This window comes from Actinomycetota bacterium (assembly GCA_014360655.1).
Classification (GTDB): Bacteria; Actinomycetota; Geothermincolia; order Geothermincolales; family RBG-13-55-18; genus JACIXC01.
Genome location: JACIXC010000005.1, coordinates 117,533 through 135,467 on the forward strand (window position 1 = coordinate 117,533; position 17,935 = coordinate 135,467).

13 protein-coding genes, 1 tRNA gene and 1 pseudogene are annotated in these 17,935 nt (G+C 65.4%); 9 read left to right on the top strand and 6 right to left on the bottom strand.

Going from position 1 to position 17,935, the window contains the following annotated elements:
* The first annotated feature begins 712 nt into the window (after positions 1 to 712).
* The 4 genes from H5T73_05390 to H5T73_05405 all read left to right on the top strand — a co-directional run bounded on the left by H5T73_05390 (position 713) and on the right by H5T73_05405 (position 4,495).
* Complete coding sequence (locus H5T73_05390; GenBank protein ID MBC7247195.1) at positions 713 to 2,017, top strand: GAF domain-containing sensor histidine kinase; 1,305 nt, start codon at positions 713 to 715, stop codon at positions 2,015 to 2,017.
* 256 nt (positions 2,018 to 2,273) lie between these two features.
* The gene (locus tag H5T73_05395) at positions 2,274 to 2,660 is read left to right on the top strand and encodes a response regulator (protein MBC7247196.1); all 387 of its coding nucleotides are present in this window, start codon (positions 2,274 to 2,276) and stop codon (positions 2,658 to 2,660) included.
* Positions 2,661 to 2,863: 203 nt separating this feature from the next.
* Entirely contained in the window at positions 2,864 to 3,673 is an 810-nt protein-coding gene (thiM, locus tag H5T73_05400) for a hydroxyethylthiazole kinase (GenBank protein MBC7247197.1), read from the top strand.
* 54 nt (positions 3,674 to 3,727) lie between these two features.
* Positions 3,728 to 4,495, top strand: a complete 768-nt coding sequence (locus H5T73_05405; GenBank protein ID MBC7247198.1) for a DUF169 domain-containing protein — start codon at positions 3,728 to 3,730, stop codon at positions 4,493 to 4,495.
* A 72-nt stretch (positions 4,496 to 4,567) separates the two neighbouring features.
* On the opposite strand, the gene mnmA is transcribed toward H5T73_05405, so the two are convergent.
* Complete coding sequence (gene mnmA / locus H5T73_05410; GenBank protein MBC7247199.1) at positions 4,568 to 5,656, bottom strand: tRNA 2-thiouridine(34) synthase MnmA; 1,089 nt, start codon at positions 5,654 to 5,656, stop codon at positions 4,568 to 4,570.
* Between the two features lie 118 nt (positions 5,657 to 5,774).
* On the opposite strand from mnmA, the gene H5T73_05415 reads away from it, so the two are divergent.
* The 5 genes from H5T73_05415 (at position 5,775) to H5T73_05435 (ending at position 12,119) form a co-directional block, all read left to right on the top strand.
* Positions 5,775 to 6,227 (top strand): MarR family transcriptional regulator, encoded by a 453-nt coding sequence (locus H5T73_05415; GenBank protein ID MBC7247200.1) that lies wholly within the window; start codon positions 5,775 to 5,777, stop codon positions 6,225 to 6,227.
* Between the two features lie 59 nt (positions 6,228 to 6,286).
* Positions 6,287 to 8,689: an RND family transporter gene (locus tag H5T73_05420; protein ID MBC7247201.1), complete on the top strand. Its 2,403-nt coding sequence runs from the start codon at positions 6,287 to 6,289 to the stop codon at positions 8,687 to 8,689.
* A gap of 258 nt (positions 8,690 to 8,947) precedes the next feature.
* A complete protein-coding gene (locus tag H5T73_05425) occupies positions 8,948 to 9,904 on the top strand; it encodes a hypothetical protein (protein ID MBC7247202.1) in 957 nt (318 codons plus the stop codon).
* A gap of 82 nt (positions 9,905 to 9,986) precedes the next feature.
* Positions 9,987 to 11,027 carry a nitronate monooxygenase gene (locus H5T73_05430; GenBank protein ID MBC7247203.1) on the top strand — a complete coding sequence of 347 codons (1,041 nt, stop codon included), beginning with the start codon at positions 9,987 to 9,989 and terminating at the stop codon, positions 11,025 to 11,027.
* Positions 11,028 to 12,044: 1,017 nt separating this feature from the next.
* A tRNA-Thr gene (locus H5T73_05435) sits at positions 12,045 to 12,119 on the top strand.
* Positions 12,120 to 12,335: 216 nt separating this feature from the next.
* On the opposite strand, the gene H5T73_05440 is transcribed toward H5T73_05435, so the two are convergent.
* The 5 genes and pseudogenes from H5T73_05440 to H5T73_05460 form a co-directional block, all read right to left on the bottom strand.
* A complete protein-coding gene (locus H5T73_05440) occupies positions 12,336 to 12,845 on the bottom strand; it encodes an NYN domain-containing protein (protein ID MBC7247204.1) in 510 nt (169 codons plus the stop codon).
* Between the two features lie 48 nt (positions 12,846 to 12,893).
* Positions 12,894 to 13,634 (bottom strand): 23S rRNA (guanosine(2251)-2'-O)-methyltransferase RlmB, encoded by a 741-nt coding sequence (gene rlmB, locus H5T73_05445; GenBank protein MBC7247205.1) that lies wholly within the window; start codon positions 13,632 to 13,634, stop codon positions 12,894 to 12,896.
* Positions 13,631 to 15,151, bottom strand: a complete 1,521-nt coding sequence (locus H5T73_05450; GenBank protein ID MBC7247206.1) for a cysteine--tRNA ligase — start codon at positions 15,149 to 15,151, stop codon at positions 13,631 to 13,633. The genes rlmB and H5T73_05450 overlap by 4 nt, the downstream gene beginning before the upstream one ends.
* A gap of 342 nt (positions 15,152 to 15,493) precedes the next feature.
* A pseudogene (gene cysE / locus H5T73_05455) lies at positions 15,494 to 16,108 on the bottom strand (serine O-acetyltransferase).
* A 246-nt stretch (positions 16,109 to 16,354) separates the two neighbouring features.
* Positions 16,355 to 17,824, bottom strand: coding sequence for a glutamate--tRNA ligase (locus H5T73_05460; protein ID MBC7247207.1), 1,470 nt, complete (start codon positions 17,822 to 17,824; stop codon positions 16,355 to 16,357).
* Positions 17,825 to 17,935 lie beyond the last annotated feature (111 nt).

Genomic DNA, 17,935 nt, shown 5'->3' on the forward strand with positions numbered 1-17,935 from the left:
GCCGCTACGTCTCCTCCCGCCCCATCAACACGTGCGCGATGCAGCCATCTCGCCCATCGGCACGGTACTGACATGTCATTACTTTAATCATCGCACCGGGTGGAAGTCAACCTCCTTGGTATGGAAGAACCTGGAAGGATGGAAAGGACCCGGGGGATGCCCGCCGAGACGAAGCGGCATCTTCCCGGAAGACGCCTTGCAAAAGCCTCGTGAAGCGATGCGGTGGCAGGCTCCTCCCCGTGCGTCTCCGCGGACATGATGCCGGCCGCCTCCCGGAATCCTTCTTGTATCTATCGATTCATCGCCCGCGAACACGTGTGCGATCCGTCCCCATACGCGTGTTCGACAACAGGGGCGGCCGGAGCGGGATACCGAGGATACCGCGGCGATGCGCGGATTTTTCGGCAGCACAGCGGGACACGTATACGGACGGGTATGCGTGTATAATGGATACATCCCCGCTCGGCGGACAGCGAAAGCCGGGCGGCGAGGAACCCCTTTCGCAGCCGGCCTTCGGACCACGTCAATCCCTGCAGGCAGCAGGTGCAGTAGGCCGCTCCAGGCATTGAGCCCGGAAGACCCGGAACGGCGATGAGTGAAGGCGAAAAGCCCCCGGGATCCGGGAGTTGAGCGCTCGACGCGTGCCCGGGAAGACGGGGCGCGACCCGGACGCAAGGAGGCGGCGGACGGGGCGGCTGAGGACGGTGAGGCGATGCGCGAACGCATAATACAGGAGATCGCCCGCTCCGTGGTGGCGGCGGGGGGCGTGGAGAACATCATACGCGCCCTGGTGGAGTCCACCTCGCGGGGCACGGGAGCCAGGGGATGCTCCCTTCTCATCTCGCAGGAAGGGGAGAGGCACCTGGTCACGCGCATGAGCTGCGGGATCGAGGACGGCTACCTGCGCGGGGGGCGGATCATCGACGATCATGCCCTGCGCCAGGTACTCAAGGGCAACCCGCTTTTCATATGGGACGTATCCGGCGATCCCCGCATCAAGCGCCGGGAGGAGCTCGTGCGCGAGGGAATCTCCTCCCTCGTCTTCCTGCCCTTCCGCGACGGCCAGGGGGTGCGGGGCATCATGCTTCTCTTCTTCACGGAGGCCAAGAGATTCAACCGGGAGGACCTCGACTTCCTCAATGCCATCGCCGAGCTGGGCGGCATGATCCTGAGGATCGCCGAGGAACGGGAGCTCGTCAGCAGGGACGCGGAGGAGGCGCGCAGGAGCCTGGTGCGCATGCGGGAGGAGAGGCGCCATTTCCTGAGTTTCCTCTCCATGGTCACCCACGACCTCAAGTCCCCCCTCGTGGCGGTGCAGGGTTACCTGAAGATGCTCCTGCGCAAGGGGGCAGACCGCCTGGACGAACGCATGCTGCAGGGCATACGCCGCAGCATACAGCGCATCGACGGGATGATGGAGCTCATCAGCGACCTCCTGGAGCTCTCCCGGCTGGAGAGCGGGCAGGTCATGGCGGAGCTGAAGACGGTGTCGTGGGAGGAAGTGCTCTCGGCGGCTGTGGAGATGGCCCACGAACTCGCAGAGCCCCAGGGGATCAACGTGTCCACCGACATCCGCCATCCCCTGCCGGAGGTCTTCGCCTCCGACATACGGCTGCAGCAGCTGATCCTTAACCTGGTCTCCAACTCTGTGCGCTTCACCCCCCGGGGTGGAAAGATCACCATACGCGCCCGCCTGGAGGACGACGTGGTCACCGTCAGCGTCGAGGACGAGGGGACGGGCATAGACCCGGATAAGCTCCCCCACATTTTCGAGGAGTTTTACAAGGGGGACCCGGAAGCGGAGGAGGGGACGGGGCTGGGCCTCTCCATCTGCAGGCGCATCGTCGAAATGCACCGCGGCGAGATCTGGGCGGAGAGCCCGGTACCCGAGACCGGCAGGGGCACGCGGGTCACCTTCACCATCCCCGTGGGGGTCACCTGCAGGCTCGAGGACCGCTGGATGCTGGGCGAGAGCCGGGAGCCAAAGGTTATCATGCGCAAGACCACCGGGGAATGACACGTCACCGCCGTCAGGGCGGACCCGACCCGGGGAAGGGGAGAAGGCACGACTTCCAGGATATGGATAAGAGGGAAGGGGCGCGTGGCGGCATCCGCCGCCCGGCTGAGGGATAAGCGGAAACAGCTATCGCCGGACGGATCGGAGCATGGAGGGGAAGGACGGAGAGTGACCGGGGCCATGGAAGAAGGAACAGGCATCTTCGAACGGATCGGGATATAGAAGCTCGGGCCAAGAGCAAGACCGGAGGTGTGCGATGAAAAAGATATTGCTGGCCGACGACGACCCCGACGTGGTGGAAGTTGTTTCCATGCTCCTCGAGGAGGAGGGGTACGAGATAGTCACGGCCAAGGACGGGGCGGAGGCCCTGGAAAAGATCGAGCGCGAAAGCCCCGACCTCGTCATCCTCGACCTCCTCATGCCCCGCGTCGATGGTTTCGCCGTCTTCAACAGGCTGCGCGAACCGGCCTACGAGCGGTGGTCGAGGATACCCGTTATCGTCCTCACCTCGGTGCGGGAAGAGGTCGCCAACCGGCGCTACGAGCTGGAAACCGGCCGCAGGATGGAGTACGCCGCCTACCTGGAGAAGCCGGCCGACCCCGACGAGCTCCTGGAAACGGTTTCCGGGCTGCTCCCCGGGTAACGGGTCCGGGGTCCGCGGTCATCGGTCTTCGGCCTGCGGCCTTTGCTCCCCGGCCCGGGGGCTGCCGCGGGCGGCTGCCGGGAGGAGGGCGCCACCCGCCGACGAACGCGACGGCAAGAACGTCCTCGCGGCGTAAACGGGACAGGAGGCACGGCACCTGGCAGAACCGCACGCAAAGAAGATAAAGGAAGGGAGGATGCAACATGCAGTCGAGCGACTTCGCGGCGTTACTTGCGGAAAGGCTGCGCTGGGTCGCCGCCCGCAAGCCGCTCATCCACCACATCACCAACTACGTGGTGAAGAACGAGACCGCCAACGTGACCCTGTGCCTGGGCGCGCTGCCGGTAATGGCCCATGCCCCGGAAGAGGTGGAGGAGATGGCCTCGCAGGCGGGCGCCCTGGTCATCAACATGGGGACTCCCTATCAGGCGCTGGAGGAAGCCATGCTGGCGGCGGGAAAGGCGGCCAACCGGGCCGGTGTGCCCGTGGTCTTCGATCCTGTGGGAGCCGGCGCCACCTCCTACCGCACCCGCCTTGCCTCCCGCCTGGCGGAGGAGGTGCGTTTCGCCGCGATACGGGGCAACGCCGCGGAGATGGCGGCGCTCGCGGGTATGGAGGCGGAGATACGCGGCGTGGAGTCCATCTCCGCCGGCGTCGATGCGGAGGAGCTGGCGGGGATCGCAGCCGCAAGGTTCGGATGCGTGGCGGCCGTCACCGGCGAGGTGGACGTGGTGAGCGACGGCTCCCGCATGATCAGGGTACACAACGGCCACCACATGCTGGCGAAAGTCACCGGCACCGGTTGCATGGCCACCACCGCCGCCGCCGTGCTGCTGGCCTCGGGGGAACCCTACCTGGAAGCGACCGCGGCGGCCCTGGCCCTTTTCGGTCTGGCGGGGGAGCGGGCCGCGGCGGTCTCGGGCGACCGGCCGGGCACCTTCCATGTGGAGCTTTACAACGCCCTCTACGAGCTCGCCACCGGCCTCGAGCTTGAAGGGCTGCGGGTATCATGAGGCACGAAGGCCACTTGTTCTCGTCCGGTCGCCGTCATCGCGAGGAGGTAACTTATGGAAAAATGGTCAGAACTGGGGAAAAAGCTGGAGGAACATGTCAGGCCGGCCACCTTCCCGGTGGCGGTGCGCTTCCTTGAAAAGGGGGAGGAACCCCCCGAGAGATCCCGGCGCCCGCGGGAGGAAGCGGGAGAGCCCATCGCCCTCTGCCAGGGCCTTACCCTCACCCGCCGACGCGGCCTGACCATGTATTTTGACCGCCACGAGTCCAGTTGCCCGCTGGCCGTGTCCGCCCTGGGCTGGGACGAGGGAGAGGGGCTGGCCTTCCTCCCCGCCTTCACGCTGGCCATGCATTATGCCCGGGACGAGGAGACGGCGGCCGGGAAGGCGGAGGCGATGGCCCGGCTGGAAGCGGGCCGCTGCGGCGGGGTGGTTCTCTCCCCCCTCACGCGTACCCGGGTGGAACCTCACGTGGTGGTGGTCTTCGGCAACCCGGCCCAGGTCATGCGCCTGGTGCAGGCCGTGAGCCGCTGGACGGGAGAGAGGGTGCAAGCCGGGTTCGGAGGCATCGGCGGTTCCTGTAACGAGGGGATCGTTGGTACCTTTCTGGGCGGGGAACCGCGGGTGGCCCTGCCCGGCAACGGCGACCGCGTCTTCGCCGCTACCCAGGACGACGAGCTCATCTTCGCCTTCCCCGCGGCATGGGCGGACAGGGTGGTGGAAGGGCTGGAGGCCACCAGCGCGCGGGGCATCCGCTATCCCATTCCGACCTTCATGAATTACCGCCTGCCCTTTATCGACCTCATGGCAAAATATGGTACCTAGGACGGGTTTCCACCGGGGCCGGGAGGGCGGGTGACCGTGCCCGGAAGTTTCCGGTGAAGAGCCCGCGGTAGGTCAACGCACGGCGGCGATCACCCCGCCGCCTAAGACCTCGTCCCCCCGGTAGATGACCGCGTGCTGTCCGGGGGTGAGGGCCCATACGCGTGAGGCGAACTCCAGGCAGAAGCCCTTCTCCGTGACCTTCACCCGGCAGGGAACGGGAGGCGTGTTGTAGCGGGCCATGGCCTCGGCCTCGAAGGAGGCGGCGGGCGGGCCGCCTCTCACCCAGTGAGCTTCCTCCGCCTCCAGGTAAACGCCGGGCACCTCCTCGCGGCGTCCCACCACCACGGCGCCTCGCTCCGGCTCCAGCCTCACCACGTACAGGGGACAGGGAGCAGAGACGCCCAGGCCCCTGCGCTGCCCCACGGTATAGAAAGCGATGCCCTCGTGCCTTCCCCGCTCCTTCCCTCCGGTGTCCAGGATGGGCCCGGGGGACAGGCAACGGGGCTCGCAGAGCGCCAGGAAATCGCGGTAGTCTAGCCCGGCCAGGAAGCAGACGTCCTGGCTTTCCTCCATTTCCGCCACCGGCAACCCTCGCGAGGAGGCCAGTTCCCTCACCTCCTCCTTGCCGCGGTCGCCGTTGGGGAACAGGCACCGGGACAGTTCCCCCTGTCCCAACCGGTAGAGCACGTACGACTGGTCCTTCCTCCGGTCCCGCGCCCGCAGGAGGGAAAAGGACCCGTCCCCGCCCGGCAGCAAGCGGGCGAAATGTCCCGTTGCCACGTAATGCGCCCCTACCTCTTCCGCCACCCGCAAAAGAGCACGGTATTTCACCTCCCGGTTGCATACCACGCACGGGTTGGGCGTCCTCCCCTGCAGGTAGGCCGCTGCGAAAGGCTCCACCACCGCGGAGCGGAAAGTCTCCCGCAGGTCCATGACCCGGTGCTCGATACCCAGTTGAGCGGCCACGAAAACCGCGCGCCGCAGGAAAGGCTGCATTTCTCCCACGGCATTGTTACCCACGTAAGCGGCGGCGTCCCCCAGGAGGAAGGTCACCCCCACGACCCGGTAACCTTCCTCCATCAGGACGAGGGCGGCCGCGGAGGAATCCACTCCCCCGCTCATGGCCACCACGACCTTGCCCGTGTCACGCCGTGCGCTCATGATCTCATCATACATTTTCTCCGGCACCGTGCCGATACGGGTTGACAGGGAAGGCGGCGACGGTTATATTTTGAGCATCTTTGCTTAATGCAAATTTTAGTTTAGACAAAGAGTGACCATGAAGGAAACGCAACCGGACACGCTCGCCGAGGAGCTCATAGAGACCGTGATAATGGTCTTCCACCGTTTCCGCGACGAGCGCCGCTGGCGGGGAGCGGAGGACCTTTCCTTTCCACAGATTATGCTCCTGCTGCAACTGCACCGGGAGGGCCCCATGAGCACCGGGGAGGTGGCCCGGAACCTGTGCGTTACCCAGGGGGTCATAACCCGCATGGTGGACCTCCTCAAGCAGAAGGGGCTGATAGAGCGCGTGCGCAAGGCGGAGGACCGCCGCGTGGTCATCCTCTCTCTCACGCCGCAAGGGAAAAGAAAGGCCGCCCGCATCCGCAAAGTCATGGTAGAGGAGGCGAAGGACATCCTGCGCGCCGTACCCTCGCGGGAGAGGGAGGAGCTGCATGCCCTGCTGCGGAGGATGAGGGATCGTTTCGAGAACCCGGTGCAGGCGCCCTGACAGCGATTCCCCACGGGGTTTGAGCATCGACATCGCGAAAGGGAAGGGAGATAAGAGAGATGGTGGAGAGGACATTCCGGTGGCTGGCCTCGCACAGCGAGAGGAGACCGGTCCTGGTCATACTGGCCATCCTGGCGATCACCGCCCTGGCCGTGGTAGGCATGGGCTTCATCAAGTCGGAATACAGCTACAAGGCCATGCTTCCCAAGAAGATGGAGTCGGTCAAGACCCTGAACGAGGCCCAGGACCTCTTCGGTGGGACCGCCGAGGAACAGGTGATGCTCGAGGGGGAGGTGCTGAACGCGGCGGTCCTGCGCAAGGTGGCGGGATTCAAGGCCTACATGCAGGAGAAACAGGGCGTCTGGGAAACCTTCGTCACCGATATCGTCACTCCCCTGGACGGGATGGCCTACTACGCCGACGTGCGGAGCGAGCTGCCGCAACCCACCGACGAGCTTCTCGTGGAAAGGATGGGTTCCCTGGACGACGAGGAAGTCGTCCTGCAGGTGAAGGCCAACATCGCCGCGGCCGCCGAGAGGGCCAGGCTGGCGGGGATGCCGGGCGGCGGCATCCATGGCATCTCCCAGGACGGGAGGGCTCTGCTCATCACGGCGCGCATCAACCCGAAGATGGACACCATGGAGATGATAAAGGCGGTGACTCCCTTCGAGGAATATGCACGTGAGTACTTCCGCGACCTGCCGGGAACCACCTTCTACGAGAGCGGGGTGGCCTCGCAGAACCGGGACGCCAACCAGCAGACCATGAAGGAGACCCGCCTTCTTTTCAGCCTGGCCCTGGCCTTCATCCTGCTGGTCCTCTTCCTCACCTTCCGCCGCGTCTCCGACGTCCTGCTCACCATGATGGTCATCATGGTCACCATCATCTGGGTCCTGGGCCTCTCCGGGTGGGCCGGCTTTCCCTTTTCCTACCAGAGCACGGCCATCATGCCCCTCATGCTGGGGATCGACATCGCCTACGCCATCCACGTCATGTCCCGTTACTACGAGGAGCGGCGCCAGGGCAACGACCCCTACGCCTCCTCAACCGCGGCCGTGGTGACCACCGGGGTGGCCGTGTTCCTCACCGCGGCCACCACCGCCTTCGGTTTCGCCTCCTTCGGCATCTCCAGCATGCCCCCCATCGTGCAGTTCGGGATTCTGTGCGTGGCAGGCGTGCTCTTCAGCTTCCTACTCTCGGTCACCCTGCTGCCCGCCGCTATAGTGCTGCGCGACCGCAGCCCCAAGGCGCAGGAAAAGTGGGCGCGCAGGAACGCGAGACGCATCGAGCGCGCGGGGGAGACGTGGCTGGACCGCACGCTGTCCAGGGTGGCCGTGCTCTCCGAGCACCACCGCCTGGTGGTGGGCCTCGTCACCCTGCTCATCCTGGCGACCTGCGGGGTGCTGGCCTTCAACGTCTCCACCGAGGCGGACATCTCCAAGATGATGAAGGGGGATACGCCTTCCATGCGGGCCTCCGAGGTCATCCAGGGATATTTCGGCGGGCAGAACATCGCCTACGCCCTGGCGAAGGGGGATATCCTGGAGCCCGCCAACCTGGAATCCCTGCTGCGCTTCGAGGACGAGATCTCCTCCACGGGGCAGACCGACGAGCGCGGTGAACCGCTCATCGACCGCACCCGGGTGACCAGCATCGCCGACGTCGTGCGCAACGTCAACCGGGGCGCCGTGCCCGCTAGCAAGCAGGAGGTCGTCTCCCTGCTCATGAAGCTGAAGGGGAACGGGGGGAATTCCGGCTCGCGGCTCATCAGCGAGGACGGCCAGGTGGCCATGGTCAGCGTGCGCGTGGCCTCGGGGACCCAGGGAGACATGGAAAATATTGCTAAGATAATGCGCGACGCCGGAGGGAGGGTGGTCGCGGACAACCCCGCCATGACCATGAGCTACAGCGGCATCCCGGTGCTCATGAGCGACCTGCTCAGCTCCATCCTCCCCACCCAGTTGAAGACCTCGGGGCTGGCCCTGCTCCTCTGCGCCCTCATCGTCACCCTGGTCTTCAGGTCGGTGTTCCTGGGGCTGGCGGCGACCAGCGTGGTATTCCTGGGCATCGCCCTGGAGATCGGGGCCCTGGTCGTCCTGGGTTGGTCCCTGGATTTCATGACCGTGATGATCTCCTCCCTGGTCATCGGGGCGGGCATCGACTTCGGCATCCATGTCACCCACCGTTTCCGGGAGGAATGGCACGGGGGAGCGGACGTCGACGAGGCCATCCGGAAGACCGTGGGCCACGTGGGGAAAGCGCTGGTGGCCGCGGCGGTGACCACGGCGGGCGCCTTCGCCATCATCGCCGTGAGCGACATTGTCCCCCTGCGGCGCTTCGGAGCGGTCACCGCCCTTTCCCTTACCTTCGCCCTGCTGGCCTCGTTGCTGGTGCTCCCGTCCATCCTGGCCTGGTACGCCAACCGGGTGGAGAGAAAAAGGGCGCGAAGCGCCGCGGTGTGATGCTATCCGGAAGGGGTGTTCACGCCGGGCGGGGGCGGGACGCCTTCCCGGGCGAACCATCTCCGGGGCGAGATCCCGACTGCGCCGGACTCCTGGCCATGGGCTTGCCGGAAGGGCCGCCGCGACCCGTGCACAACATGAGCCCTGACCCTCGCGCCCGCGGCGTTGTGGCCGCCTTCAACAAAACGGCAAACCCCACGAAAGTGAGTCCCGCTGCCCCGTGGCGTTCCATATATAATAGGTGAAAAACGAGGGGAGGTGGGGGAGATAGTCATCCTTGCGGTGATCATGGCCATGGTGGCCACCACCATGATCAACTACAGCGGCTACATGCAGAAGAGGGAGCTGGACAAGCTGCCCCTCATCGGTACCCAGAAGCCGCTGCAGACGGTCAAGGCCTTCCTTTCCTGCCGCCCCTGGCTGGAGGCGCAGGGGCTGCAGTTCGCCGGCACCTTCATCAAGGGCATCGCCGTGGGGCTGGCGCCGCTCTCGGTGGTGCAGCCCATCAACACCGCGGGGATCGCGGTCCTTGCCCTGCTGGCCATCACCAGGCTGGGAGAGCGACCTTCTCTCTCCGACTGGCTGGGGATAGGCACCATCGTGGTGGGTTTGATAATGCTGGGGCGGAGCCTTATAGGCGTTCCCTCCAAGGCCTTCAGCTACAACCCCTTCGTGCTCTGGTTCTTCGTCCTCTTCTTTTTCGCCGTAGCGGGTTTCTCGCTCTTCAACGGCATAACCAGGAAGGGGGGGCAGGCGCCCAACCTCATCGCCGTGGCCTCCGGGGTGCTCATCGGCCTCACCGCGGTGCTCATCAAGCTCGCCTGGAACGACTTCGGCAGCCGCTTCTGGGCGCACGGCTTCCGCAATGCCCTCTGTTCGCCCTATATCTGGATGGTCCTCTTCCTCCCTTTCGTGACCCTGGTGCTGGACCAGGTGGCCATGCAGAGAGGCAAGGCCATCGTCGTGGTCCCCATCACCACCGGCATGTCCAACCTCATCCCCATCATCATCGGCATCGTGGCCATGCACGAGCCCCTTCCCTCCACGGCGGGCATGTTCCTGCTCCGCCTGGGGTCCTTCGTCTTCATCATCGGGGGCGCCGTGATACTCTCCCTGCGCAAGGAAGAAGGGGGCGACGCGCGGCCGCGACGCGCGGCGGAACGGATGGCGGGGCGGCATGAACCTCCCGCCGCAACGGGAAACGATTTTAGGTAAAAAGAGTTTCCAAAGGGCGGCGGCTTATCCTATAATGCATCTGTTGATCGGTCGGCATTCTCGAGGCAGAAAGGGGACGGAGATGATACGGACCAAGTTAACGGACATGCTGGGCACAAGGTATCCCGTGATCCAGGCGGGCATGGGGCCCTGGAATACCGATAAGCTGTGCATAGCTGCCGCCAACGCCGGCGCCCTGGGTATCATCAGCACCGTCGGCATCGGCTACTTCTGGTCAAAGCCCGCGGAGGACATGCCGAAAAGCCCGTACGATTACCTGCGCAGGGTGATCTCCCAGGTGGGCGAGGCCACGGCGGAGAAGAAGGGCGTCTTCGGGTGCAACATCCCCCTCGCCATGGAATTCAGGGAGATGGTGGAGGGGTTGATCAGGGCTACGGGAGACGCGCGCAAGGAGGACCCGGACATCGCGGAGCGCCTCAAGGTCATCATCACCTCGGCCGGCAACCCTACCCCCTGGACCGAGACCATCAAGGAGACGGGGTGCTACTGGTTCCACGTGGCCCCTTCCGTGTACCACGCCCAGAAGGCGGAAAAGGCCGGGGCCGACGTCATAATCGCCTCGGGGCGCGAGGGTGGAGGCCACGTCGCCTTCGAGCCCATCCACACCATGGTGCTCCTCCCCGCGGTGATCAAGGCGGTGAACGTGCCGGTAGTGGGAGCGGGAGGATTCGCCGACGGCGCCGGCCTGGTGGCGGCCCTCGCCCTGGGTGCCATCGGGGTGCAGATGGGAACGCGCTTCATAGCCACCAAGGAGAGCGATTTCCACGACCTTTGGAAGAACAAGGTGGTGGAGAGCTCGGAGATGGACACCCTGGTAGGGATCTCCATCTTCGGGCCGGCGCGTTACCTGAAGAACACGGTTTCTGTCAGGCTGCACGAGCTCCTCAAGGAGGGCTTCGAGCAGGGCTACGACGAGGGCGTCATGCTGGAGACCAAGGGCATCGTCCTCTCCATGGAAGGCGGGGACCCCGAATGGTCCATCTACTTCGGCGGGGAGGTCGCCGGCAGGATCGACAGCATCATCAGCGTGGAGGAACTCCTGCAGGGCATCGAGGAACAAGCGGAGGCCATCATAAGAGACCTGCAGGTGACCCTCGGCTGAGCGGCGGGTCTCTAACCGGGAACGCCCCCCCGTGGCGTACCCTTTCCGGGAGGAGATTGCTTCGTCGGCGCTGGCGCGCCTCCTCGCAATGACAGGAAACCGGGCGCTTTGCGCCTTCTCGCGATGACGTTCTTGGAACACGCCTCCTCGCTGAAACGTCATCGCGAGGGACCTCCGTAAGGTCATCGCGAGGGACCTCCGTAACGCCATCGCGAGGGACCTCCGTAAGGTCATCGCGAGGGACCTTTGAAACGTCATCGCGAGGGACCTCCGTAAGGTCATCGCGAGGGCCTTCTGAAACGTCATCGCGAGGGACCTCCGTAACGTCATCGCGAGGGACCTCCGTAACGTCATCGCGAGGGACCTCCGTAAGGTCATCGCGAGGGCCTTCCGTAAGGTCATCCCGAGGGACCTTTGAAACGTCATCGCGAGGGACCTCCGTAAGGTCATCCCGAGGGACTTTTGTAACGTCATCGCGAGGGACCTCTATAAGGTCATCGCGAGGGCCTCCCGTAAGGTCATCGCGAGGGACTTTTGAAACGTCATCGCGAGGGACCTCCGTAAGGTCATCGCGAGGGACCTTTGAAACGTCATCGCGAGGGACCTTTGAAACGTCATCGCGAGGGACCTCTATAAGGTCATCGCGAGGGCCTCCCGTAAGGTCATCGCGAGGGACCTTTGAAACGTCATCGCGAGGGACCTCCGTAAGGTCATCGCGAGGGACCTTTGAAACGTCATCGCGAGGGACCTCCGTAACGTCATCCCGAGGGACTTTTGAAACGTCATCGCGAGGGCCTCCCGTAAGGTCATCGCGAGGGACCTCTATAAGGTCATCGCGAGGGACTTTTGAAACGTCATCGCGAGGGACCTCCGTAAGGTCATCGCGAGGGACCTCCGTAACGTCATCGCGAGGGACCTCCGTAACGTCATCGCGAGGAGCGGAGCGACGAAGCGATCTCCTCCGGACCTTGCCGCCTCTCCCGTTCCCCGTGCCTGTTATAATTTAAGCTTGGGAGAGCCGGTGTAGCTCAATGGTAGAGCGTCCGCCTTGTAAGCGGTTGGTTGGAGGTTCGATTCCTCTCACCGGCTCCACTTCCTCACCCCATGGCAGGTCGTCTGCCACCCTCCAGGGAAACCGGTGCCAGGCAGTAAAACCAGGCGGTGCAACCGGGGTTCCCGCCATTGCCTCGAGCATCCGCACCTTCGAAAGCCGGTGGCCAGGCAGGAAAACCGGGTAGCGCAACGGCACGGCCGCAAAGGCAGGGTGAAACGGGTGGGGTTTTCGTCTCCGGAGGCGCGCATCCGGGATCACCCGTAACGCATGCGGTCCAGGAGCTCCCTTATCTCGTCGCTCAACCTCTCCTCGAGGGGGCGGCGGCGGGGCCCCGCCAACCTCCTCATCTCCTCCCGCGTCCGCTCCCTCTCCTCTCGCGCGCGGGAGAAGAGGGATTCCCCGTCCAGCCCCCTCGCCCCGAACCCCTCCACCACGCCGCGCAGGATACGGTCCGAGGTGGCCACCACCACCTCACCCCGCGCCGACATGCGGCGGGCCGCCGCCTCGATGAAGGAATCAGCCGTCTGAAGCCGGCGCGTGAACACCACCGCCATCCCGCCACGCTCCTCCCACGCCGGCTCGGCGCCGCCGGAGCGCGCGGCGTCGAACACCACCATCACCAGGTCGTAAGCGTCCGGGGAAGCCAGCGGCGCCAGCTCCCGCAGCAATCCCTCCCTGGCATCTTCCAGGTTTTTCCTCAGCAGAACCTGGAGCGCGGGGTGGCGATGAATGACGTTGTAGCCGTCCACCAGCAGGGCTCTCACTTCCGTCCTTCCCTTCCCCGATCGCCGCACGTCCCCTCGCGCGCCCGCTCACACCGCGCCGCGCTGGCGCATGATCTCGTAGAGGATGACCGCCGCGGCAACGGACACGTTGAGCGAAGACACCCGCCCGAACATGGGCACGCTCACCAGGGCGTCGCACGTCTCCCTGGTCAGTCGGTGCAGCCCTTCCCCTTCCGAGCCCATGACCAGCGCCAGGGGGCCGGCGAGGTCCGCGCGGAAGCAGGAGGTTTCGGCCCGCGCATCCGCCCCCACCACCCAGATGCCCAGCTTCTTCAGCTCCTTCATCACGCTCACCAGGTTGGGCACCGTCGCCACGGCGAGGTTCTCCACCGCCCCGGAAGAGGTGTGAAATACCGCCGGCGTCACCGGGGCTGAGCGGCTGCGCGGCAGGAGGAGGGCGTCCACTCCCACCGCCTCGCAGGTCCGCGCCACGCTCCCCAGGTTGCGGGGATCGGTCACCCCGTCCAGGAGCACCACCAGCGGCTCGTCCTTCTCGGCCAGCCTCTGGTAGACCTGCTTGAAGGTGGCATAACGGTAGGGCTCAACCCTCAGGACGACTCCCTGGTGGTTCTCGGAAACGGCGAGCCTGTCCAGCTCACGGCGGGGAAGGGTGGTCACCGGCACCTTCCTGCGGCGGGCGGCGGCCAGGATCTCCTCCAGGGCCGGCCCCGTTTTCAGGCCCTCGGCAAGCAGCAACTCGTAGGCGGAACGCGCCCCGCGCAGCGCCTCGAGGACCGCCCGCTTCCCCTCCACCTGCTCGTACCTCACGCGGGCGGCTCCTCCTCGCTTTTTCCCACAAATTTCCAGCGCTGTCCCTCGCGCAGGTCATCCACGCGGATGCCCATCTCCCTCAGGCGCGAGCGTATGAAGTCCGCGGTCTCGTACTGTTTCCTGTCGCGCGCCATCGCCCTCACCTCGAGGAGCAACTCCACCAGTCTCTGCGGCGAGGGCATGCCCTCACCGCCCTTCGCGCCGGCCTCCGGCCCCACCTCTTCGCATTCTTCCTCCCCCTCCTCGCGCTGCTGGAAGAGCCCCAGGACGCGGCACAGCTTGAGCAGCAGGTCCCTTCCCAGGCTGGCGACGATGGGGGCCGCCGGGGTGGGAAAGCGCTCCTGCTCGCCCAGGTAGGCGTTGAGCTCCTTGACCAGCTCGAAGATGACGGCCAGCGCCCGCGCCGTGTTGAAATCGTCATCCATGGCCTCCTCGAAGCGCCGCTCGAAGTCGAAGAAGGAATCGGAGAGCTCCACCTCCCTCTGGGTGCGCGCGGGCGCGGCCCGCTGGGAGGGGCGGGCCAGGAACTCGTCCAGCGCGAAGCGGCAGTTCTCCAGGCGCTCGTAGGCCTTCCGCGCCTCCTCCAGCGCTTCCGGCCCGAAATCGATGGGGCTGCGATAGTGGGTCTGCAGCGCCAGCATCCTCACCACGTCCGCCTCGTACTTCTTCAATATCTCCCGTACCAGGATGATATTGCCCAGCGACTTCGACATCTTCTCCTCGCGTATGTTGACGAAGCCGTTGTGCACCCAGTAGCGGACGAAGGGCTCCCTGCCGGTATAGGCCTCCGCCTGGGCGATCTCGTTCTCGTGGTGGGGGAAGATGAGGTCCTGTCCCCCGCCGTGGATGTCGAAGCCCATGCCCAGGAACTGGAGGGACATGGCGGAGCACTCGATGTGCCATCCGGGGCGGCCCTTTCCCCAGGGCGAATCCCAGGCCGGTTCCCCTTCCCGGGAGGACTTCCACAGCGCGAAATCCATGGGATGACGCTTGCGCTCGTCCACCTCCACGCGCTCACCGGCGCGCATCTCGTCGAGGGAGCGTCCGGATAACTTACCATATCCTGGAAACTTCTCCACGCTGAAATACACGTCGCCGTCCACCGCGTAGGCGAAGCCCCTGTCCACCAGGCCTCCTATCATCTCCAGCATGCGCGGGATGGTCTCCGTTGCGCGGGGGGTCACGTCGGGAGGCATCACCCCCAGGGCTCGCATGTCCTCGAGAAAGGCCCGCTCGTAGAAGCGCGCCACCTCCTCCGGCGTCTTCCCTTCCTCTCGCGCGCGGTTGATGATCTTGTCGTCGACGTCGGTGAAGTTCTGCACGTATAACACCCGGTAGCCCTTGTAGAGGAGGTACCTCCGTATGACGTCGAACACCAGGTAGGCGCGCCCGTTCCCCACGTGTATGTAGTTGTAAACGGTGGGCCCGCAGACGTACATGCCCACCTTGCCCTCCTCGCGGGGGACGAATTCTTCCTTTCTACGGGTGATGGTGTTGTAGATCATCAAGGTCATGGGGGTTCTTACCTTTCGTCAACCGCTCTCCTCGCCGCTCTCCTCGCCGCTCTCCCCGGCGCCTTTCTCCGTGACGCCCCTCCCTGCTTCCTCCGTGACCGCTCGCCCTCCTTCCTTACCACCGGCCCGCCTGCCTGCGGCGCCGCCGGCCCGCCCGCTTCCCTTCCTGCCGGCCGGCTTGCCCCCCTTCCCTCCGACCGCTCCGGCCGCGCCCGCCCTGCCGCCGCCCGGCGCATCCGCGACCCCCTGGGTCAGGCCTACCTTCTCCTCCACCATCTTCAGCTCGTCGTAGGCGCGGCGCAGCTTTTCCTCCGCTTTCGTCAGCTCCCGGTGAGTCTTCTCCAGTCTTTCCTCCATCCCGCGGATGAGCGCGTCCAGGGCCTCTATGCGGTCCATCACCGGGTCGGGTATGGCCTCGTGGTGCAGGTCTATGACCGGTTCGCCCTCGCGCACCACCACCTTTCCGGGAACGCCGACCACCGTGCAGCGCGGAGGGACGTCGCGGATGACCACCGCGCCCGCTCCCACCTTGGAATCCTCGCCTATGGTGATGGGGCCCAGCACCTTGGCCCCCGCGGCGATGACCACGTTCCTCCCCACCGTGGGGTGACGCTTTCCCTTCTCCTTTCCCGTACCCCCCAGGGTCACGCCCTGGTAGAGGGTGACGTTATCGCCCACCTCGGCCGTTTCCCCGATGACCACCCCCATGCCGTGGTCGATGAAGACGCCCCTGCCGATGCTGGCGCCGGGGTGGATCTCGATCCCCGTAAGCCAGCGGTTGAGATGCGAGATGAGGCGGGGGAGCACCGGCACTCCCCGCTTCCACAATCGGTGAGCCAGGCGGTGCATCCAGAGGGCGTGCAGCCCGGGATAGGCGAGCAGGATCTCCAGGACGTTGCGGGCCGCCGGGTCGCGTTCCCGCGCCGCCTGGATATCCCGCTTCAGGTTTTCGAACACGCCTTTTACCTCCTCCGCTTCATACAGGTTAGATTATAAAGAACGGCGGCGTAAGTTATAAGGGCGGTCGCCATGGGGGTCTCCCGACCTCTTTAAGACGGAAAGCGCCCACCAAAGAGATACGCCTGGCGAAAGGGTGTTCGATTTAGTTTTCAGCCTTTTCCAAAACGGAAAGCGCCCACCAAAGAGATATAGCATCCGTCATGGGAGGGCGGTCTCCCCGGGGCGGTCATCACGGATGCCGCGTCAGCGGTCCGCGCCTCCGCCCAGCGCCCTCCGCAGCCGCCGCAGGCATTCCTCCTTCCCGAGCACGTAAAGGAGGTAATGGAGGGCGGGGCCGTGTTCCCTCCCGGTGAGCGCCACCCGCACGGGCATGAGCACTTCCCTGGGCGCGATGTCCCGGTCCGCGAATGCGCCCTTGAGTAGCGCCACCATGTCCTTTGCGTCCTCCAGTCCACGCATCTCCCCCGCTTCCAGGATATCCATGGCCTTCCGCAGGGACCTTTCGGCCACCTCCCCGTGCAGCCACCCCGATGCATGTTCGTCCGGGACCACGGCCTCACCGTAGGGCTCCAGGTAGCGCGGGAGCTCGCCAAGGGTGGTGACGTTATCGAGCACGGACTCCACCATCAACGGGAAATGGGGGTGCCGCGACCACGCCGGCGCGAAGCTTTTTGCCGCCTCCACCACCTCGTGCCGGGGCATGCGGCGGAGATGTTTTCCGTTCAGCCAGTCCAGCCTCTCCCGGTCGAAGACGGCCGGGCTGGACGAAAGATCGCCGATATCGAACATGCGCACCAGGTCCCGCAGGTCGAGGACCTCCCTACCCTGTGGGGGCGACCAGGAGAGCAGCGCCAGGTAGTTGGCCAGCGCCTGGGGAAGGTAGCCCATCTCCCGGTACTCGCGCACGGAGGTGGCGCCGTGCCGCTTGCTCATCTTTCCCCCGTCGGGTCCCAGGAGGAGGGAATGGTGCAGGTACATGGGCGCGGGGTAGCCCAGCGCGTCGAAGAGCAGCAGGTGCCGCGCGGTGTTGGTGAGATGGTCCTCGCCCCGTATGACGTGGGTTATGCCCATGACGGCGTCGTCCACCACCACCGAGAAGTTGAACCCGGCTCGGCCATCGGAGCGCAGGATGATGAAGTCGCCGAAGGAACCCGCGGGAAAGCGCACGAAGCCGTGCAGGAGGTCCTGGAATATTATTTCCCTCTCCGGGACACGGAAACGCAGTGCGGGCCGTTCACCCGCAGCCTCGCGCTCCTTGACCTCCCGGGCCGAGAGGTCGCGGCAGGCACCGTCGTAGAGGGGAGGACGACCCTCCTCTATCGCCCTGCGCTTCTTCTCTTCCAGCACGGCGGGAGGACAGAAGCAGGGGTACGCCCAGCCTTTCTCCACCAGCAGCCGCGCGTGTTCGCGGTAGATCTCCCCGCGCTCGCTCTGGCGGTAGGGAGAATGCGGCCCGCCCAGGTCGGGACCCTCGTCCCAGTCCAGCCCCAGCCAGCGCAGGTCGTCGAGAATGGCCTCTTCCCACTCCTTGCGGGACCGCTCCACGTCGGTATCCTCGATGCGCAGGACCATCCTTCCTCCCTGGCCGCGCGCGAAAAGCCAGTTGAAAAGCGCGGTGCGCGCCGATCCCAGGTGAAGGTGGCCGGTGGGCGAGGGAGCGAACCTCACCCTGGCCGGCACGGCCGACTCGTTCGCGTGATCACCGCCATCCATGAGGGAATCTTATCACAACGCCCTTTACCCATCCCTTTTCCCCGGGATTTTTCCATCCCTTTCACCCGGGTTTCCCTTTCCCCGTTGGCATTTCCTCCCAGGCATATCTTC